This is a genomic window from Stygiolobus sp. CP850M (assembly GCF_037389425.1).
In the GTDB taxonomy this organism is placed as follows: Archaea; Thermoproteota; Thermoprotei_A; order Sulfolobales; family Sulfolobaceae; genus Stygiolobus.
Genome location: NZ_JBBHKR010000038.1, coordinates 1 through 19,509, shown reverse-complemented (window position 1 = coordinate 19,509; position 19,509 = coordinate 1). Strand labels below are relative to the sequence as shown.

Annotated in this window: 17 protein-coding genes and 4 pseudogenes; 7 read left to right on the top strand and 14 right to left on the bottom strand. The window is 35.2% G+C overall.

The annotated features are described in order from the left end of the window. Window positions 1–317: hypothetical protein (locus WIW89_RS01785; RefSeq protein ID WP_443296284.1), on the top strand; the 317-nt coding region annotated here is incomplete at its 5' end. A gap of 156 nt (window positions 318–473) precedes the next feature. Here WIW89_RS01785 and WIW89_RS01780 read toward each other — a convergent pair. The 6 genes from WIW89_RS01780 to WIW89_RS01755 form a co-directional block, all read right to left on the bottom strand. Next, window positions 474–689 (bottom strand): hypothetical protein, encoded by a 216-nt coding sequence (locus WIW89_RS01780; protein ID WP_337719543.1) that lies wholly within the window; start codon window positions 687–689, stop codon window positions 474–476. A gap of 207 nt (window positions 690–896) precedes the next feature. Then, window positions 897–1,247 (bottom strand): hypothetical protein, encoded by a 351-nt coding sequence (locus WIW89_RS01775; protein WP_337719542.1) that lies wholly within the window; start codon window positions 1,245–1,247, stop codon window positions 897–899. After that, window positions 1,225–4,710: a type I restriction endonuclease gene (locus WIW89_RS01770; RefSeq protein WP_337719541.1), complete on the bottom strand. Its 3,486-nt coding sequence runs from the start codon at window positions 4,708–4,710 to the stop codon at window positions 1,225–1,227. Before WIW89_RS01770 ends, WIW89_RS01775 begins: the two co-directional genes overlap by 23 nt. Next, window positions 4,707–5,993 (bottom strand): restriction endonuclease subunit S, encoded by a 1,287-nt coding sequence (locus tag WIW89_RS01765; RefSeq protein WP_337719540.1) that lies wholly within the window; start codon window positions 5,991–5,993, stop codon window positions 4,707–4,709. The genes WIW89_RS01770 and WIW89_RS01765 overlap by 4 nt, the downstream gene beginning before the upstream one ends. Next, on the bottom strand, window positions 5,986–7,743 hold the full coding sequence (locus WIW89_RS01760; protein WP_337719539.1) for an N-6 DNA methylase: 1,758 nt from the start codon (window positions 7,741–7,743) through the stop codon (window positions 5,986–5,988). Before WIW89_RS01760 ends, WIW89_RS01765 begins: the two co-directional genes overlap by 8 nt. Window positions 7,744–7,941: 198 nt before the next feature. Then, a complete protein-coding gene (locus tag WIW89_RS01755) occupies window positions 7,942–8,310 on the bottom strand; it encodes a hypothetical protein (RefSeq protein WP_337719538.1) in 369 nt (122 codons plus the stop codon). 389 nt (window positions 8,311–8,699) lie between these two features. On the opposite strand from WIW89_RS01755, the pseudogene WIW89_RS01750 reads away from it, so the two are divergent. From WIW89_RS01750 to WIW89_RS01740, 3 genes and pseudogenes are all read left to right on the top strand, one after another. Next, window positions 8,700–9,509: pseudogene (locus tag WIW89_RS01750) on the top strand (putative CRISPR-associated protein); the annotation flags it as partial. A gap of 727 nt (window positions 9,510–10,236) precedes the next feature. Further along, window positions 10,237–10,485 carry an AbrB/MazE/SpoVT family DNA-binding domain-containing protein gene (locus WIW89_RS01745; RefSeq protein WP_337702001.1) on the top strand — a complete coding sequence of 83 codons (249 nt, stop codon included), beginning with the start codon at window positions 10,237–10,239 and terminating at the stop codon, window positions 10,483–10,485. Continuing rightward, window positions 10,467–10,850, top strand: a complete 384-nt coding sequence (locus WIW89_RS01740; RefSeq protein WP_337719536.1) for a type II toxin-antitoxin system VapC family toxin — start codon at window positions 10,467–10,469, stop codon at window positions 10,848–10,850. The genes WIW89_RS01745 and WIW89_RS01740 overlap by 19 nt, the downstream gene beginning before the upstream one ends. A gap of 220 nt (window positions 10,851–11,070) precedes the next feature. Here WIW89_RS01740 and WIW89_RS01735 read toward each other — a convergent pair whose 3' ends face one another. After that, window positions 11,071–11,313: an MFS transporter gene (locus tag WIW89_RS01735; RefSeq protein ID WP_337719535.1), complete on the bottom strand. Its 243-nt coding sequence runs from the start codon at window positions 11,311–11,313 to the stop codon at window positions 11,071–11,073. Window positions 11,314–11,363: 50 nt separating this feature from the next. Here WIW89_RS01735 and WIW89_RS01730 point away from each other — a divergent pair, with 50 nt between their 5' ends. Together WIW89_RS01730 and WIW89_RS01725 are read left to right on the top strand one after the other, a co-directional pair. Next, window positions 11,364–11,948 (top strand): IS607 family transposase, encoded by a 585-nt coding sequence (locus tag WIW89_RS01730; RefSeq protein ID WP_337719534.1) that lies wholly within the window; start codon window positions 11,364–11,366, stop codon window positions 11,946–11,948. After that, window positions 11,926–13,227 (top strand): RNA-guided endonuclease InsQ/TnpB family protein, encoded by a 1,302-nt coding sequence (locus WIW89_RS01725; protein ID WP_337719533.1) that lies wholly within the window; start codon window positions 11,926–11,928, stop codon window positions 13,225–13,227. Before WIW89_RS01730 ends, WIW89_RS01725 begins: the two co-directional genes overlap by 23 nt. Here the strand turns inward: WIW89_RS01725 and WIW89_RS01720 are convergent. The 7 genes and pseudogenes from WIW89_RS01720 to treH1 form a co-directional block, all read right to left on the bottom strand. After that, complete coding sequence (locus WIW89_RS01720; RefSeq protein ID WP_337719532.1) at window positions 13,212–14,087, bottom strand: MFS transporter; 876 nt, start codon at window positions 14,085–14,087, stop codon at window positions 13,212–13,214. The two genes, WIW89_RS01725 and WIW89_RS01720, sit on opposite strands and share 16 nt — an antisense overlap. Before the next feature lie 46 nt (window positions 14,088–14,133). Then, window positions 14,134–14,445, bottom strand: a complete 312-nt coding sequence (locus WIW89_RS01715; RefSeq protein ID WP_337719531.1) for a hypothetical protein — start codon at window positions 14,443–14,445, stop codon at window positions 14,134–14,136. Between the two features lie 157 nt (window positions 14,446–14,602). After that, window positions 14,603–14,879 (bottom strand): annotated as a pseudogene (locus WIW89_RS01710) (type II toxin-antitoxin system RelE family toxin). A 410-nt stretch (window positions 14,880–15,289) separates the two neighbouring features. Then, window positions 15,290–15,607 (bottom strand): type II toxin-antitoxin system RelE family toxin, encoded by a 318-nt coding sequence (locus WIW89_RS01705; protein ID WP_337719530.1) that lies wholly within the window; start codon window positions 15,605–15,607, stop codon window positions 15,290–15,292. A gap of 401 nt (window positions 15,608–16,008) precedes the next feature. Further along, window positions 16,009–16,320 carry a type II toxin-antitoxin system RelE family toxin gene (locus WIW89_RS01700; protein ID WP_337719529.1) on the bottom strand — a complete coding sequence of 104 codons (312 nt, stop codon included), beginning with the start codon at window positions 16,318–16,320 and terminating at the stop codon, window positions 16,009–16,011. A gap of 62 nt (window positions 16,321–16,382) precedes the next feature. Next, on the bottom strand, window positions 16,383–16,592 hold the full coding sequence (locus tag WIW89_RS01695; protein WP_337719528.1) for a hypothetical protein: 210 nt from the start codon (window positions 16,590–16,592) through the stop codon (window positions 16,383–16,385). Between the two features lie 423 nt (window positions 16,593–17,015). Then, window positions 17,016–18,719 (bottom strand): annotated as a pseudogene (treH1, locus tag WIW89_RS01690) (alpha,alpha-trehalase TreH1). A 77-nt stretch (window positions 18,720–18,796) separates the two neighbouring features. Between treH1 and WIW89_RS01685 the strand changes: the two are divergent. Next, window positions 18,797–19,487 (top strand): annotated as a pseudogene (locus WIW89_RS01685) (protein-L-isoaspartate O-methyltransferase family protein). The last annotated feature ends 22 nt before the right edge of the window (window positions 19,488–19,509 follow it).

Below are 19,509 nucleotides of genomic sequence, written 5' to 3'. Positions count from 1 at the left end.
ACGCCAGTAGTACCTCTGGTATATTTATAATGAATACGAAAATACAGAGACCAGCTATCCCGAAAGTGTCTTTACCTACCATTGACGACATCATCAGACTAGTTAAGGAATACATAAAGACGGTCGTGGTAATTGACGCTGAAGAGTTGGCCCTGAAAGCAGGAAACATTAAGGCTGTAAATTCGGTATTGGTCGGGACTATGCTCTCAGTAGGTAAATTGCGGGACTTTGTAGACGAAAGTGTGCTTCTCGATTCCCTTAATGAAGTTAATAGGAAAGCAGTTTATCTTGGTATGGATAATTATAGCGTCCTATAGAGAATTCGGGAAAAAGATCAAATTAGCATCGAAACTGACCGTTTGTCCCTACACTTTCATTTCAATCATTTTATGTTCATTCATGATCGAGTGTAGGGACTTAGCCCTTAACCACAGGTGGGTCATGGGACTCTTTCGAGCCCAAAGGCACGGAGCTCACATCTCTGCAATCACTCCCACACTTTTGGGCTTAAATTTAAACTGCAGTTGGTTGCCTGGATGAGTGGGGTCTATTTTAGGTTTTTTAATACGACTTCCGTTACCACCTTTTCTTTGTATAGTAATATATTTACCTATTTTAATAATACCTTCATCAGAAAATGAAATTGGTTGTTTAATAAAAAATGATATCACGTCCTGAATATTAAACATGCAGAGAATATCATCTCTTTTATCCCAAATTGCAAGGATTCTCAAATCCTCCTCATCTCTTATAAAAATTTCCTTTAATATTATGCTTAGATTGTCCTTGATAACCTCAATTTACTATCATTTTCTCAATTTCTTCTCCTATCTTATCGTCTAATTTCTGAATTCCTGGCATTGGCTTGAAATTAAAAACATAAATTAAAAATAATCTTAATAATCTCTAGAAATGTGATTTGATATACTAAAGGCTGTTATTTCAGTTTCATATTTAATAATATTGCTTAAATCATATATCGAGATAAGCTTAGTTAGGAATCTCGCATCATGATTTCTCGTTCTGGTTATTCTGTGTATGAGTTCATGGACTACAATATATGTAAGGCAACCTTCACTAAGAGTGTCCAACACGTTCTCATTTATAATTACTGAATCGTTCTTCCAGTCATAATATGCTATTGATTTCATTTTTTTAGCTTTGATATTAATAATAGTTACATTCTTTATTAGCTCTAATGCTCTACTCTTTATTCTATCTAATTTATTCTGTCTCGTTATTTCCATATAACCACCTCATTATTTGAGATTTTAGATCATCGAGCATTTGGTTTCTAACATATTCAGCCGCTTTTATGATATCCACGGTATTCCGGCAGTTTTCATAAATATCCGAAATTAAATTAATGGTTAGTTCGCTCTTTTTACTAATTATATAATATTCAGCGTCTTTAGGAGATTTGTTACTAATTGCTTCCTCTATTCTTTCTAAGCACTTTCTTAAATTATTAAAACTGATATTATTACAACTATTTCCAAATTCTTCTATCAATGTATATTTTAATGAATATAATATTTTGTCCAATTTATTCATTTTAGTAATTTTTTCCGAGTATTCCAAAATCTGGTTATAAATAGTTTTTAATTTCTCAAGAACGTCCTTTGTGCTTTGCTTTCTCGTAATCCACTCCATTTTCAGTTTATCAAGTATTTCTAAAATTTTCTTATAGAAAGGATCACTATCATCATTTGTTATTTTCCTCGTGATCAACATGAAAAATGCATAAACGTTATCATTACTTTCTTTTTCTTCAATTTTATCGATATCTCTTATAAAATCTTTATCAATAATTGCCCAATCGTCTTCATTGAAGGGAGATACTTCGGATTTGCTGTAAATTAAATCTAAAATTTCCTCTAGTAACTTATGTGATTTTCTAGATACGTTTTTACCTAAGTATTTGTATATGAGTCTCAGTAGTATTTTAATTGTCTCTATGTCTTCCTTGTAAATTATTTTTGCAGATGCGGCTGATGAAGGGCTCAGAGAGTTATAAAACTTCACTATAGCTGCTAATTTATTAACTAAAACTTTTGAGTGAGAGAGCTCCTTTATAATGTTCTCATCGATTTCTGTTACAAATCGAATATTTGGTAAATCATAATAAAATGCTATCTTCTTTATCTTATCTTCATATTTAACAACCCAGTTCTCTTGTCTTTTTATGTCATTTCTTAGTTCATCCAAGTCAATACTTAAATCTTCGTTATTAACTTTCAATGATTTTAATTCCTTCTTGATCTCCTCTAAGAATGCCTTAAAACTAGTTTCCTCACTCTCCTCATCCTTTAAAACTTCTTTTAGACCATTTAGAATCCGGTCGTCCTGAGATAGTAATAAGTTATAATTATTTAATGTGTCCCTTAAGTTTGACAGAAGTCCAATAGAATCTACAACTAAACCAGACTCCTTACCGGGTGCTGGTCTATTGACTCTTCCGATAGCTTGTAGTAATTTATGGCCATAAATGGGTTTATCTAAATACATTACTCTTAATTGCGGTGCGTCAAACCCTGTTATGAGCATATCAGTTACGATGAGAATTCGGGGATCTGGCAAGTTTTTGAAATTATCTTGAATTATTTTATTAATTTCATCAAAATCATTAATGCCATACTTTTTTCTTAGCTCCTCCATGTATTGTTTAATGTCTTGATCGCTCTCATTATATTTATATGTCATAACAATTTCTGACCAATTTCTGGCTTGTTCGCCATATAAGTCCACGAGGTGTTTATCAAGAGCCCTTTTCATCAATACACACGCTTTTCTGTTAGCCATAACAATCATGGCCTTAAATTTGAATTTAGATAAGTTTAATTTAGATAAATCCTTAAGGTCTTTGATAAAGTCTATGGTTTGGGTATCAACTAAAATTGATTCAGCAATATATTTAGCTAACGCGTCTATCCTGTTGGGGTTTAATAAGAAAACCTTAATCTGATTTATTACTCTCTTTAACTCATCATCAGAAATTTTTACATCTCCCTCTAAATACTCACTGATATCTTCACCCCTATCTTTCTCTCTCTTAAGGTATTCATCGATGTACTCTTTCAGCGTTTTCTCATCTAACTTAAACTTTATTCCATCTTTTCCTTCGGTAATAGATTTGTATATTATTTTTAGAGTAAAGCCGTCCTCAATCGAATTGTTTATGAAATACGCATCTAGATAATATTCTTTTGACTCTGGATAAGAGAACTCTTTTATTGTATCCTTATAGTCCGTTTTGAAAATAGGAGTTCCAGTAAAACCGAAGCTTATAGCTTTTGGAAAAACTAATTTTCTAACGGAAGCCAGACTACCATATTGACTTCTATGAGCTTCATCTATTAGAAATAAAATCTCCATTTTCTTAGAAGCCCCTAATTTGACACATTCCTCAATTTTAGCCTTATCATTAAGTTCCGAAAGCCTACTCATTATCCTTTCGTATTCTAACGGATTTGAAGTCTTAAGATAATTCAAATATTCATCTTTCAATTCACAAAGAAGATTAATTATTCCTTCCCTCTCCTCATTTTCAATGTCTCCTTTTTGGAATTTCTGTATTGTCACTATATAAATACCACGTGGTGGACTCTTACTAATATTAAATTCAGATTCTTTAATCTGTCTTATTATATCATGAAGCTGATTAATACTGTTAATCAAGTTAATGTTTTTATACTGATTTAAGAAATAATCATCTATTTTAGAGATACTGTCAACATGTTGTCTCTCTAAGTCTTTCCTATCTACGACCATGAAAACTATAGGAAATCTATCAGAGTAATTAAGTAGGAATCTATATGCGATAAAGAACATTGTATAAGTTTTACCGCTTCCTAACCAATGCCATATTAGTCCTTTATTCTTACTGGACCTTCTATCTAAATATTCTTTTATTCTCTCAAAAGCTTTTTCGCCAGCAAAATATTGATTGTATCTTGCTGCTATTCTAAAGTAATCATTATCTTGTTTAAGAACGAAAACATAATATTTGATAAAATTAAGTAGAACTTTGGGATCTAAGAGGTTGTATATATTCTCTTTACCATTAACCTTCCAAACTTGAAGATTCTTAACCCTACTCTCGTGATTATAGTTAGGAAATATAGGAACATAACCCTTTTTCATGCCGATAGCCAATCCTATATGAACAATTTTGGCAAGTTCCGGAACTTCTTCTTCATACCTTGAAAGCTGCTTTAATGCCTCTTCTACTGAATCTGGAAGTGCTTCACTCTTTATTTCCGCCAAAACTAAAGGGATCCCGTTTATGAACAACGTAAAATCAGGTTCATCACTCTTAATACCTTTAAACCTTAATTCATGAGCATAAATAAATGAATTTTTGGACACGTTATCATAATCAATGAGTTTTATATTAAGGAGAGTAGATGGATCCGCTGGGTTTTCAACAGTTATACCGTGTTTTATATAATTCGAAAATTCCGATAAAGTAGAATTTTGAATCTTTCTTTTTATTTCATACAAGATCTTATTTATATCGCCATTAGATAGCTTATCAAATATATCCCTGTTTATCTCTTTTATTTTTTTATCTAGTTCTTCCTCTATGATATAGGACGGAGAGATACTATGTTCTTTAAGATCAGGATAAGAATTGGTAATATTTTTCCATCCTAGTTTTTCGATATTCTCCATAAAGTACTTATGATCCACCGAAATCTCTGGCCTCATCTGAGGTCGCCTATTGCGATCGAATTTACCCTTATCTTGCCTGTCATTAAGGCCGCTAATAATTTTTCTTTCAATTTCTTCATATAATCTAAATATTTTGTTTCAGTCTCAATTTTGTTATCAATTGTTGAAAGTATTTCTACTATTTTCTTCTGTTCTTCTAATGGGGGGATGGGGACTAATAAGTTCTCAAAAGTCTCTTTATTTATATGTGGTATACCTGTTCCTTTAGTTCTTTGTTTAAGAGTTTCAGCTTTTTTTAAGAGATAATAATATAAGTATTTAGGATAAATAATATTCTTATTACATTTTATACATACAAACGTAGAGGCAACTATACCTTTAAATCCTATAAATAAATCACCTGCTCCTGACCCATCCCATATCATAAGTATATCTTCCGGTTCAGCAACAATTATCTTATTTTCATTCGGATTGACATATTTTGGTTCAGATTCGCCTCTTAAATATTCAGCGGTTAGATATGGAAGATAATTATCATTCACTTTTTTAATGTAAAGTTCTTTAGGTTTAATTCCTTTCCTATATATAATAATATCTTTTAATTTTTTTACTTCCCAATTCTTTGGTATCTTTCCAATCTCTGTATCTTCAAATTCTTTATGCCATATCTTTCCAGTAATTAGTAAATTTAATGTCTTTTCTTTTGTTACTCTTAATTTTTCAATTAAATTTGTTGTATCTGTAATTATAAAATCTACAGTATTGAGAATTTCTACGATCTTCTTTTGTTCCTCTAGGGGAGGTATAGGAACTAATAAATCTTTAGCCCAAGAATCTACGTTGAGTCCCCATACCCCAGTTCCAGTATGATATTTTCTTGCTAATGGTTGGACAAAGCTCAAGTAATAGAATAAGAAATTAACATCTAAATTACTGACCTTAAGGAGTAACTTAGATATATGATGTGAAAATACTGCTTTATCCTTTTTATACAATTCAGGAAAGTGAACAATTGCAGGAGAACCTATTAATGAACCATCCTTAGATTGCTCAGTGTTTGCTATTACTATATCTCCTTCCCTTACGAAATGCCTCTCCTTTAACCTATCGCTTTTAATCCACGTCCATCCATCTTCCTTTAACCCTCCGCCTTCCTTGACGCTATTCAAAGTAAGGAAAAGATAACCGTCTGGAATTTCATCCTTTGACTTCTCACTACCACTATAACTTAAACCCCTCTGTAGTTCAGCAATCTCGCTTAATCTCTTTACTTCCCACTCCTTAGGAAACTCACTAAACTCAGTCTCATATTCAGTCAATTTTACTCACCATAATTCTAATTACTTCTTCTAGCTCTCTTTCCTTTTCTTCTCTTTCTTTTCTAATTTTCTCTATACTGTTCCATAATTCTTCTAGTTCTCTTATACTTACAGAATTATTACTTAGAGTTTTTGTAATATAATTATGTACGTTTAAATTATAATCATTTTTAATTACCTCTTCTATATTCACCACGCGTGAAAAGTTAGGTACAGTCTTGAATTCTTTATATACCTCCACAATCTTCTGAATATGTTCATATGTTAGCTTATTTAGTTTCCTAACTTCAGGGTGTTTAACATACAGATCTGTAGCATCTATGAAAAGGATCTTTCCTTTTCTTTCACTGTTTTTCTCTTTATTGAATATGATTATTATCCCCGACGCCTGAGTGTTATAAAATAGTTTTTCTGGAAGTAGAATTATTGCCTCTATTAAATCATCACTAACGACTCTCTCCCTAATAGTCTTCTCTTTTCCTTCTCTAAATAGAGCGCCTTGATCTAATATGATACCTACTTTTTCCTTAGCATAATATAACATTAATTGCACCCATGCCCAATCAGCCTTGTCATTAGGCGGAAATCCGTACTTATATATTTTACGTAAACTAATATCACTTCCTAACACCTCTTCTCCATACCCATCCTGATTCCATGGTGGATTTGCTATAACGTAATCTACTTTAAATTCAGATTTTTCAGCAAATTTAAGTTTTCTTAAACTATCTCCTACTTGTATTTCTACTAAGTCCTTAGGAATTCCATGTAATACAAAGTTCAGCTTAGCTATTGCTGCCATATCTGGATTATATTCCTGGCCGTAAAGCTTAACACTTCCTCCTTTTTCACTCACATATTTATAGGACTCTATTAACATAGCCCCAGATCCCATTGCAGGGTCTAATACATCCTTCCCAGGCTCTAGATCGATTAATCTTACCAAGAGTTTTATAACTTCTTGTGGTGTGTATACCTCTCCTTCCTTTCCTTTAGTTGGGGCAAATTGTGCTAGAATATACGTGTAAGCATCTCCTATAATATCGAAATTTATATGAGAAAAATCTAGGTTATCAAAAAGTCTTTTTATCTGATCAAGTTTTGATTTAAGTTCATTAGGTAAAGTTGTAATACCTAGCTTATTTAATAGGGCGATCATTAACTCCTTATTTATTATATCTGGGTTTAAAGTAGCAAATTTCACTAGTGCATTTTGAAATTCAGTTAAATAATCGCTTTTTTTAGTAACCTCATTCCAAGTTAATAGTTCTCCCGAATCTTCGTTATACATTTTAAACTCACTATTTGCCATAATATAGGCAACTTCTTTTGGAACATTTCTATCTTTAACTATTTGATTGACTTTATCTTCATATTTATCACTTATTGCCTTATAAAATAGAAATACTAATAATGATCTATAATCTAAGCCGAGTCTGATTAAATCGGCAGCTCTTTTCAATGTTGTAAACAAATCACCCTTAGATATTTCCGATTCTACTATTTGATATTTTACATATTTTTCGTCTAGTGCATTTTGAATTACTTTGATACATCCTTCCTTTTTTAAAATAGATAAAAATTCTTTAATAGCCCCTATATGCTCTAATTTCTTTTCGGAAAGTAACTTAGAGAAAAGGCTCTCCGTGTCTTTTACAGTAAATGGTTTGTCTCCAAAGTATTCAGTTAAAAAATTGTATCTTACCAAAACCCATCTGGGTAAGTTCTTTATGCAATTTGAGCTACTCATGATATAATGTTAGTCTAAACGAATATTTAAATGTACCGGTCTATATGTTTAATTTAGTAGACTAATATGGTAATGAGAAAGACAAGCTTGCCCTTCAAGGAAGCCAAATATTAGAAGCAGAAAAGCTTGGATTGCTTTTTCTTCCAACTTCTTTCTTTTCCCCTCACGATAGTAAATAAAATGAAAAAGTAGAATGCCTTAAAACTCATCATAGTTCTCTCTAGTATAGATCGCTACAGATATCACTAAACCTAAAGTGATCTCCAACAAGGTGTTAATTGGATTCGACGAGAATATAGAGAATATTATTATTGCGGCTATTATGCTTACTACTAGTGTTACTATAGCTAGGTAATGTAAAGGGAAATTTCTGTCCTTAACTCCATGTAGAGACCCGTAATATTCCTCAAAAAAGGCTGAAAGTCCTTCTGACACGGATACCAGTCTACGTTGTATATTTCTACCACTTTCTACAAAAACTTTTTCTACTAACCCTCCGAAAACGTTAAATCTAGCATACGAAGAAACTACGTTAGTAGTGTAATGTCCTTTGTGAAGAAAAAGCAATATTCAGAAATCACTGGAAAAAGTAAGGAGATTCATGGCTCCACTGCTAATTCACTCAGAAGGGAGGACAAATTGAATAAACGTTAACCAATAATTTGAGGAGAGGAATAGTAATAACACTGTTGAATATTATACTGTCAAGTTGAATTATTATAATTCGCAAAGGTTCCGTGAATAACCCAAAAAGTAGGGAGAGTGGAGATAGTATCGCCATTTTGTTATAAATTCATTAACAATAATGATCTCCACACCGAGAAGGTTCTAAGATAAAGGTATCCTATACTATATTCTAAAGGGGATATTACAATTCGCAAAGGAGCCTGAATTGCCCGTCGCGATTTTTCAGTTAAACGACAATCTATATAAAGTGGGAGGGCTTATATACTCTTATGAAAGTTCATGTCTCAGCCGTTGGTACTTCTCTACTTAAGAATTCTTTAGAGAACAACGAAGTGAGAAAAGAAGTGGAGGGGTTAAGCCTAAAGGACTGGGATAGGTTGAAATTTAATGACGATAGGCAAAATGTGATAAAAGAGAACTTTGACTATATGAAAAAATTACTACTAAACTTTATAAAGAGTAAGGGTGAAAGCTCTTCAGCTGAACTGGACTCGTTATTTTCAGCAATGAGGAAGTTCAAACACAAGGAAGAAGAGGTCTACGTTTTCCTTTATACCACTAATACTAATAATTCTATATTAGCCGGTGAGACAATAAGGGATTATTTGAAAGAGAAGGGAATTAGGAGTGAGCTCGTCACTGTTAAGACCATGTCCTCTGAGGAAACTTTTTATGAGGGGATTGAGGACTTGTTCGACAAGGTAGTTTATAAAATCCTTAAGTTTAAGGAAGAGGGTAATGAGGTTTACATTAACGCTACCCCTGGTTTAAAGCCCGAAACTACTTTCATATCATTAGCCGGGCTTTTGGCCGGTGCCGATGTGATCTACTACAAATACCAAGAGTTCAATGAAGTCGTATTACTCCCCTCACTCCCTATAACGATAAGTCCAAAATACCTCGAGTGGCTTATTAGATTTGCTAACCAAGGTTATACTCTTTCCGAAAGGAGGGCCAGTGAATTAGGAATACCTATAACGGTTCTTGAATCGAAGGGCTTGGTTGAGAAGAAAGGTGAGGACGCTTATAGGTTAAAGGACTGGGTTAGGAAGATGTTAGGAATATACTTGCCGGCGGGTGTTGGAAAATGAGTATAGGGACTTTTAAAGAAACTTCAGCTGAAAATAGATTATAAAAATATGAGGATAGATGACCCATAACCAAAGGGATAAGTGTTAACTTTTTTAATATGTGAAAATCTTACTTCACTTAACGTAATGGATGTGACTAAAAGCTGGGTATCACCCTCAACTAATTTCATGGCTTTTTCCATTCCATTTACCAGCTTCATTAATATGCTCTATTAAGACTTTCGATCAACTATCATTAAATATTTCCTCCTCTTTTCTTGTTTCAGCCTCAACTTCCTCCCTAAGAGTTTCCTACACTATTTTCGGATCAACTTTCACTATCTTAGGTTTCAGGGGACGTTAAAACCAACTCATCACCTTTAATCTCATCTATTAATATACCGTTTTCTTTTATCCAAAGTTTTCCCTAACATCCTTGGATAGAACAATCATATCTTTCTTTCTCAACTTATTTGATAAACCGTATAATATAAGTTAAACATTTCAATCTAGCTCTCCTTCTTTAAAAGGCGAGGTTTTCATCTCTCAAACAAGGCAGACAGGCTTATCTTATTAACATTCCTTGATTTTTAAAAATCATTAATATAACTTTTGCACTACTTTACGTTAAGTCAAAGTGTTCTTCTCGTTTATCTGAATAAATATTAAACTAACAACTCGCTCACTACCTACTAACTACATTGGCTTTTTATATGTGGGAATAATAGTGGAATTTATGAAAAAAGAATATTTACTTAGCGTTGACGAGAAAGGGAGAATAGTAATCCCCAAGGAAGTAAGGGAAGAGTTAAATATCACCAGTAAAGTAAAACTCATTGTTGAAGACGGTAAAATAGAACTCTTACCTTATATAAAAAAGAATTATAAGGGATTATTTAAAGCTAGTCTAAAGTCAGAAGATGTAGACGAAATATTAAAAGAGGCTTTAGAAGAGAGGAGTAAAAAGTGGTTAAAAGATATCTAGACGTAAACGTGTTCGTATACTACCTAATCGATGACCCAGAATTCGGTAATAGGGCAGAATATTGGATAGAACATACTAATGAGATCTACACTTCAGAAATCACGTTCTTTCAGCTTATCGTAGTCCTCAAGTATTTAACAAAAGAAGATGAAAAGGAAATTATGAGAAAAATATCTGAAGTATTTGAGGATCTAAACGTTAAGTTCGTACACCTAGAACCTTACGAACTAAAAGAGGTATACGAAACCATTAAAAGGAACAATCTGGACTTTGAAGACGCAATACATTACTACTGTTCACGTAAGATTAACGCTGAAATGATAAGTAATGATTCGGATTTAAAAAAGCTTGGAGCGAAATTTTAACCCTAGTTCACCCACAATTAATTTTAGCGAAATACGCAGATCATTTATAATGTTGTAAAAATGGGGAATGATTAACATCCGGAAATGATAGCAAAGAGTCAATTTCACGAATTTCTTATGCTTGGTTTTAGTTCTTTAGTACTTCATTATTTAAAATAAAGGGAGAGGTTCGTATTGTTGTTGTCGTCGTCTCTTCATAAAATCTTTATGGTTCATACTTTCATCTCTTCACATTCCTAAAAAGGTTGTAAAAGACGACTGTTGAAGTGAAGTATAATGCACCGGTTATCAGAAAGGGCAGGACCAAGTTCCCCTCGTTAAATAAATAACCTCCTATGGAAGGTGCAAAAGCCCTCGGGAGAGAATCAATTAATTGGATAAGACTACTTGCCCTACTTCTCTCATCCCTAGGTATTAGGCTCATTACTAAAGCGTTAAAGACTGGTGAAGCCGTTGTTAGCAATTTCCGATAAACCGTAAAGTTTATATTATTTCATCATAAATTTTTATACAATGCTAAGACCTAAAGAAGTGTGCCAACGCCTAGGAATATCATACGCAACACTCAGAGAATATGTTAAGAAAGGGTACATAAAACCCGTGATACTAGAAACTGGGAAGTGGAGGTTCAAGGAAGAAGACGTCGAAAGACTTGTGGGGATTGTTAGAAAGAGGAAAGTGATCCTTTACGCAAGAGTATCATCAAACACACAGAAAGACGACTTAATAAACCAAGTAAAATACTTGGAGGAGAACGTTAAGGACTACGACCAAGTAATAACTGACGTCGGATCTTCATTGAACATGAAGAGGAAAGGATTCCTCAAGCTATTGAAAATCATACTAAACAACGAAGTATCGAAAGTAATCATTGCCTACCCAGACAGACTAGTAAGGTTTGGTTTCGAGATAATTGAAGAAGTGTGCAAAGCACACAACTGCGAGCTCGTGGTATTAAATAAGGAGGACAAAACACCAGAACAAGAGTTAATAGAAGACTTAATCTCTATACTAGTCTCCTTTAGTGGAAAGTTGTACGAAATAAGGAGTCACAAATATGAGAAGGTGAAGAAGTGTGTCGAAGAGCTTAAGGCTTAAAACATTCCAACCGGAGGAGGAATACGTCTACCTAACGTACTCTCTGAAGAACGATAAGAAGAAGGAGAGCAAGATATTACTGGAGAACTACAGAGTCCTTCTACAGAAGGCTTTAGACTGGTTATGGGAGAGGACTAAGATAGAGAGGAAGGAAGTAAAGAAAGGTAAGAAAGTCCTAATGAAGATCAAAATAACCCTGCCTAAGAAAAAGGAGGTTTACAAGATATTGAGAGATGAGCTTGAAAAGATTAACAAGTTAGCTTCCCACTACGTTGACAAGGCAATAAGCGACGCTTACTCAATATTAAAGGGGTGGAAGAGAAGGGCTGAAAAAGGGCAAGCGTCATTAAGGAAACCTAGATTGAAGAAGGTTTACGTTAGGGTAAAGTCGACACTTAGGAAAGTTGAGGGCGAAGAAGTTAGGATTACAGTAAGACCTTACGAATACGTCACCTTCTCATGGTCTCACAAATGGTTCTCTAGACGGGTTAAAGGGCTTGATTTAGGTGAGCCCATAATTAAGGAGGATAAAGTTCACCTACCATTCCGTTATAAATTACCTTGGTTTACTCCCCTAGATTTCCTAGCAATTGATAGTAATCTTTACACATTAGACGCTTACGATGGTGATAAGTTCGTAACTTTCTCCTTGAAGGAGTTGTACAGTCTAAAATACGGTATGGAGTTGAAGAGGAGTAAAATACAGTCTTTTGCTTCAAAGCACGGTAGGAAGGGGAAGGTGTTAATGGAGAAGTATTCCCACCGTGAAAGGAACCGCGTGCTTGATTACGTTCACAAGTTCGTGAACGAGTTGCTGGAAATGTATCCTCTCACTATGTTTGCTGTTGAGAAGTTGAATAAACAAGAGATGTTTAGAGATGCCAACGACAAGCTGTCTAAGAGGATTTCAAGGACTGTGTGGAGGACTATACACCGTGTGCTTAAATATAAGGCTCCACTTTACGGTTCCTTTGTTAAGGAGGTTAACCCTTACCACACTTCCAAGTCCTGCCCCAAATGTGGATGGGTTTCCCGAAAGGTCGGCAGGACTTTTCACTGCGAGAGGTGTGGATTCACTCTGGATAGGCAATTGAACGCGTCTCTAAACATATACCTCAAGATGTGCGGGTTTCCCCACCTCTTTTTTACTCCCACTGGGAGTAGGTGGGTCGGGGTTATCCCGCTAAAGGGGCGGAGGGGTATGAACGGGGCAATGCCCCGTGACTCCAGTGAAGCCCAACGGCTGAGGATTGATATTAAATATTATGAAATCCTATGAAGCCCAAACCCCATATTCATCAAGGCATTTCTCAGAACATATACTACCGAAGCCTCAAAAAACGTCGGTGTAAAGGGGAGGACGAACAGCAGGAGTATTGCAAGGACGTGAGTGTAAACTATCGTCTTAACCATCCCCAACTTGTCGGATAGCCTTGAGGAGTAAATTACGGCAAGGGCTAAAGTCAGCTCAGAAGCCATGAACACCGGTGATATATTTGATGCAGTTACGTGAAACCTGAGCTTAAACCATAAAGACATTAGAGGCAAAATTAACCCTGCGCCAAACCCTATTAACGCCTCTGGCAAAAACTTACCTACCGTGGGAAGTGAGGATAACTTGATTTTTCCTCCTCCCTTATAATCCTCTCTTACCGTGAGTAAAAGCGAGAAGGTAGTTATTGAGACCGCAAACTCCAAGAGAAATATCTCACCGTAATTTAAGTACAAGGGAAGAGAAGATCCTATAACGCTGAAAAAGATATTTAAAGACGTTTGATAGCTGTAGACCCTTTCGAGGTTTTTAGCCTTATCTGCAAGGATCGCACTGATTAGAGCCCCACTACCCCATCCTACCATAAAGATATATGCGTAAACGAACTTCAGGTAAAAGAGTAGAATGAAGACCGCTGATAAACCCCTACTCAATAAAGCGAATTTCTTTCTTCCATACAAGTCCCCTAATATCGAGAATATAAAGCCCTCGACTGATGAAACTAAAATTGACAAGGTAAACAAAGCCCCAATGAACAAAGGCGAGTAATGAAGTGAGAGTAAGTATAACGAGACTACAACAGTGTTAGCTCCCCAAATTACACCGCTCATTGAAGTAGAGAGGATTAGCCTATAAACATCATCCATAGTTCCGATTACCAACTAACTCTTAAAAGTCGTTCGATCGAGTGGTTCAGCATGAAGTTTTTAATCTTGACCTAGAGAAAACAGTGATCACCGTAAGAGCTTTCTTTCGTTCTGAGGGAATTGATGACCAACCCCACACCCTTGAGTCACACCTGGGATAGCCCCTATAATCGATAACACATTTCTCGTATTTTTTAGCCTCCTTAACAGCTCCTTCACTACTAAAAGAGCTAATATATTTACATAGTAATCTTACCCTGACTAAATGATAAGGGCTATTCATCCCCGACCTAGAGGAAGGCGTAAGTTTAACGTTAGGATCCAACCTCATTCTTTGCTCAATTTTTTCAAAATTCAATGAGAGTAATCAGCATATCCTTTTTTAATGCCTAGTAGCAAATATACATATATGAGAATTGAAGATAAGGATGAAAAGGGAGAAGGTTACTTAGTAATTGAAAGTAAGGAGGATTTAGAAGAGTTTAGGAAGATGTTGATTGAGGCTTATTATGAGCTTAATCCCGACCGTAAACGTCCTTGTGAGACCCGATCTCCCAAATGAAAGCTATTTTTTGAGTCCACACTGTAAAGTATCCTTATATCTCCAGTTACTTCTAGGGAAAACATTGGATTACCGTACACATCTTTTCCTAATTTCTCTCTGGAGTATTTAACAGGATTTTCTATTAACAATTCAAGTTTATCGACAATTAACATGAGGTATTCCGAATTGGAGAATTCTCTAGCAACAAATCTAGCCAAATCTCTAGCTTCCTTAACTTTCTTCATCATGAATTTCAATTCCCACTTCTCGCAAACCACATTAAAAGATTTAGGAAACGTATTTAAAAATTTTCTCTTTTCGTATATTATCTTAAATATAAGCTAAATACTAAGCAACCCTAGACCAGAGAGTGTAGAGCTTGAGGTTGAAATTTTTGTGGTAGGCTGGAGAGTTTATACAATTTTTCTAACGAGAATAGAAAGCCGGGATCCCACATATGCACTTATACTGCTTACTTAACAATTTTTCAAAATTCAATGAGAAGAAACTCTATTAGCACATTATTTTAATAACCTCTCTGCAGAGTTTATACATATGAGAATTGTTGAAGATAAGGACGGAGAAAGGTTTCTGGAGTTCGAGAGTAAAGAGGATTTAGAAGAGTTTAGGAAGATGTTGATTGAGGCTTATTATGAGCTTAATCCTGACCGTAAACGTCCTTGTGAGACCCGATCTCCCAAATGAAAACTACACAGTTTTTTGAGTCCACACTGTAAAGTATCCTTATATCCTTCGTAACCCCAATGGAGAACGTAGGATTCCCGTATTTATCTAACTTGTTCTTCAACTTTTCTCTAGCGTATTTGAAAGGATTTTCTTGTAATAGCTCCAATTTATCAACTATCAACATTAATATCTCTAAATTAGAAAACCTCTTAGCCACAAACCTAGCTAAATCACTTTCAGTCTTAACATCCCTCATCAAGAACCTTACATTCCACTTCTTACAAACCACATTAAAAGATATAGAAAACTTTCTTAAAAATTTTCTCTTTTAGTATATTATCTAAAATATAGGCTAAATACTAAGCTAATATATAAGCAAAAATATTAAGCACCCCTAAACCGGAGAGCGTAGAGCTTGAGGTTGAATTTTTTGCGGTAAATAGGGGAGTTTATTGAATTTTTCTAACGAGAGTAGAAATCCGGGATCCCATGAGTAGTGCTTATACTACTTACTTAACAATTTTTCAAAATTCGATAAGAGAATTCGATTAGCATATCGTTTTAATAACCTCTGTGAGAAGTTTATACATATGAGGAGCGGAAAAGACGGAGAGTATTATTATGTGGAGTTAAGTAAAGATGAAGTAATTAAGCTTAAGGAGATTATGGAAAAGAAAGCTAAGGAGAGAACTAACGTCCGTAAACCTTCTTATGAGACCCAATCTCCCAAATGAAAACTATACAGTTTTTCGGATCAACGCTATAAAGTATCCTTATATCCCCCGTAACTTCTATGGAAAACATTGAATTGCCATGCTTATCTTTTCCTAACTTTTCCCTGGAATATTTGAAGGGATTATCTAGCAATAATAAAACCTTATCTAAGATAAGCATAACTAACTTATCACTTGCAAAACTATCCAAAAGGTAATCAGCTAACTCATCAAGGTTACCTATCCTCTTACTGAACATTATTCTTAATTTCCATTCCTTACAAACCACATTTAAAGATATAGAAAACTTGCTTAAAAATCTTTTTCTATCTCTTTTCGTATATTATCTCGTTAGAAATAATAGTTGTAATAATAATAATAGTGATAGTAGTAACGGTAAGTGTGTAACTCCATTGCAGCAAACAGCACTAATATTCCCAACAATATTGCTAAACCGTTTACTGCCGGGTTGTCATGAGAGAAGTGTGTTAAAGCTATTATCCTCCACCTTCCGTTAACCTTGTGGTAAATTCCTCTATCTGTAGAAATGTCAAGGAGCATGTGAGAAGGGCCTACTATAACCCCGTCCAGGATGGTTATTAAGATAAGTTCGGTAAGGGTCGGACTTTCATTGAGGTTTCATTGATTTGTATTCAACCTCTCGTCCTTATTCCCCTTGTCCGACTCCCCATGCCGTCTACGGGAGCGGTAGTTAAACCACTCCCTTCAAGGACATGGGGAGTTTCATTGGGTGCCTTCCTCCACCTCGCGATTGCTCACAGACTTCACAGTAGCACCCTCCAATTTAATGTTAACGGAAATAATATTTACAAATCTTTCCGTAACTAAATAGCATTAAAGGGATTAGAAGTAATTAAAAGTAAGGATAAGTTACGCCACGGGTAAACATGAGTTAAAGTTTCTTAAGCCTAGAAATGACTGGATAAAAATTAACTCGTCTTAAAAAAGAGCACAACAATCCCTTCAAGTTACTCCTTCTATTTCCTTAATTAAGTTAACGATTTCGGCGTGAACAAAAACTTGAGGGAAATTACCAGTAAATTCCTTCTTTTCTAAGTCAACATGCTCTCCAACTAGATGAAGGCTTCCCGCAATTTGCTCAATGCCAGATATTATTTCCTTAGCTTCCTTAATCCTTCTTAGCCTTACGTAGACTCTCGCAAGCCATAAAGTAGTTAAAAGGAACGGGTGCTTTGCCTCTCCCATAAAGTCGCTCTTATATCTTTTTACAAAATTCCGCACCTTCAGTTCTTTCTCTATTTTGGAAAGCGTGTTTAGGAACAATTCATCCTTTTCGCTTATAAAGCCGTAAAGAGGTGCAGAAAGTATTGATGAATCTATATTTTCGCTACCTGCAAACCTTGTAAGGTAACCGTTAGAAACGCAGTTCTCTAAAACCCATTTTCTGATTTTCTCTTTGCTTTCCTTCCACCTATCTTCTTTGCCTATGTATTCTGCCAGCTTTCCTGCCCTATCTAACGCAACCCACATCATTATCTTAGAATGAGTATAGTGCCTAGGTTCTCCCCTATCTTCCCATATTCCGGAGTCCTTTATTAGCCAATTTTCCGAAATCCAATCAGCAATATGTTCAACTTTATCAAAAACATCTCTAATAAGTACAGTATCTCCGGTCTTTTCAAAGTACTTGTAAAGAGCATTCATGAAGAATCCTTCAATGTCAAGCTGTATCTGCTTAGATGCTGCATTGCCTACCCTCACTGGTTTTGAATTTTTATACCCAGATAGCCACATTAATTTCACTTCTGGCGGAATAGTACCTTCAACAGTGTATAGTGGATAATAGAATGGTTTTGAAGTGAAATTAACTAACGAGAGGAGGAAGTTAAGTACCCTTCTAGCTTCTATTATAAAGCCTGCATTAATCAAAGCTTCAGCGGTAATTGACGAATCTCTAACCCAGGCGAATCTGTAATCCCAATTTCTAGAGCCTCCAACAATTTCCGGCAAAGAGGTTGTAGGGGAAGCGATTGATGCTCCAGAAGGAGAATAAATGGAGCCTAAAAGTACGTAGACTGAAGATCTATAGAGGTCTTCGTATACCTTAGACTTTACATCAAAGCTTTCCCAATACTTTATGGTCTTTTCGAAGGGTTTCTAAAAGTCCATTTGCAAAGCTTTCCCTCTTTCGCTAAATGCTCCGTGCTCCTTGTCAGTTGCGTAATTTGCTACTAAGAATCCTTTTCCTTCAGAAAAACTCCAAGTAAAAGATCCTTGCCTTATAACTTTTCCATCCCATTTATACAAGAAGCCTACGCAATCTCTTCCCTTAGAGTTAACGAATCTATCCCTTAATATTATTGGCCTATAAAGTGCATATTTAAAAGCCGGTTTGAAAATTACTGTAAAGGGTACGTCACTTTCCACTTTCCTTATTATCACAGTCTCTCCCAGAGGTAGTAAATCGGTGATCTTTAAAGAACCTCCTCTTTCTGTTTTTACTTCAGTAGTTAAAACTAGTAGGTGCTCATAATACTGTTTAATTCTCTCTATTTCCTCAGGAAGTACAGAGAATTCTCCCCCTTCCTTATCTAGTAATTTAGTAAAGATAGACGGAGAATCAAATTTTGGCACAGGAAACCATACTATTGAAGTCCCATGTATAATGGCTGATGTTCTTTGGTTTGAAATAAAACCCAATTGCATGTTTGAAAGTAATGTCAATTTATTTAATACCATCATGAAATGGCTAAACCTTTATTTTACTAAATCTTATTGTACTTATGACCGAAAAGGAGGAAATTCTTAGGAAGATTAAGAACCCAGAGCTAGCCGAAGCGTTCAAGAAGGTTGATAGAGCAAAGTTCCTGCCGGAGAATCTAAGGAGTTATGCCTATACTCACGTTGATGAAGCTTTACCTATTTTACCCGGAATAAATACTACTGCGTTAAGTTTAGGAATCTATATGCTTGATGAATTAGACTTGCACAAAGGCCAAAAGGTCCTAGAAATAGGAACAGGGATAGGTTATTATACTGTATTAATTGCGGAAATTGTTGACAAGGTTGTTAGTATAGAAATTAACGATGAAATGTATAAATACTCTTCTAGATTACTTTCCGAGTACCAAAACATAAAGTTAGTATTAGGAGACGGAACGTTAGGACATGAAGAAGAGAAGCCCTTTGATAGAGTGATAGCTTGGGCCTCTGCACCTACTCTCTTATGTAAACCTTACGAACAGCTTAGAGAAGGAGGAATAATGATTTTGCCTATAGGTGTAGGGAGGGTACAGAAACTTTACAAGGTAGTCAAGAAAGGTTACACTCCTGCTCTCGAAAATCTTGGAGAAGTTTTATTTTCAAGAATTAGAGGGCTTTTATGACGATTACGAAGACGACGTGGAGAGCAGGCTCAGTAGGTTGGAAAGGCAAGTGAAGTCAATACTAAGTAGGTTGGAAAAGAAAGTTTAACAATCCCAATAATTCTTGGCTT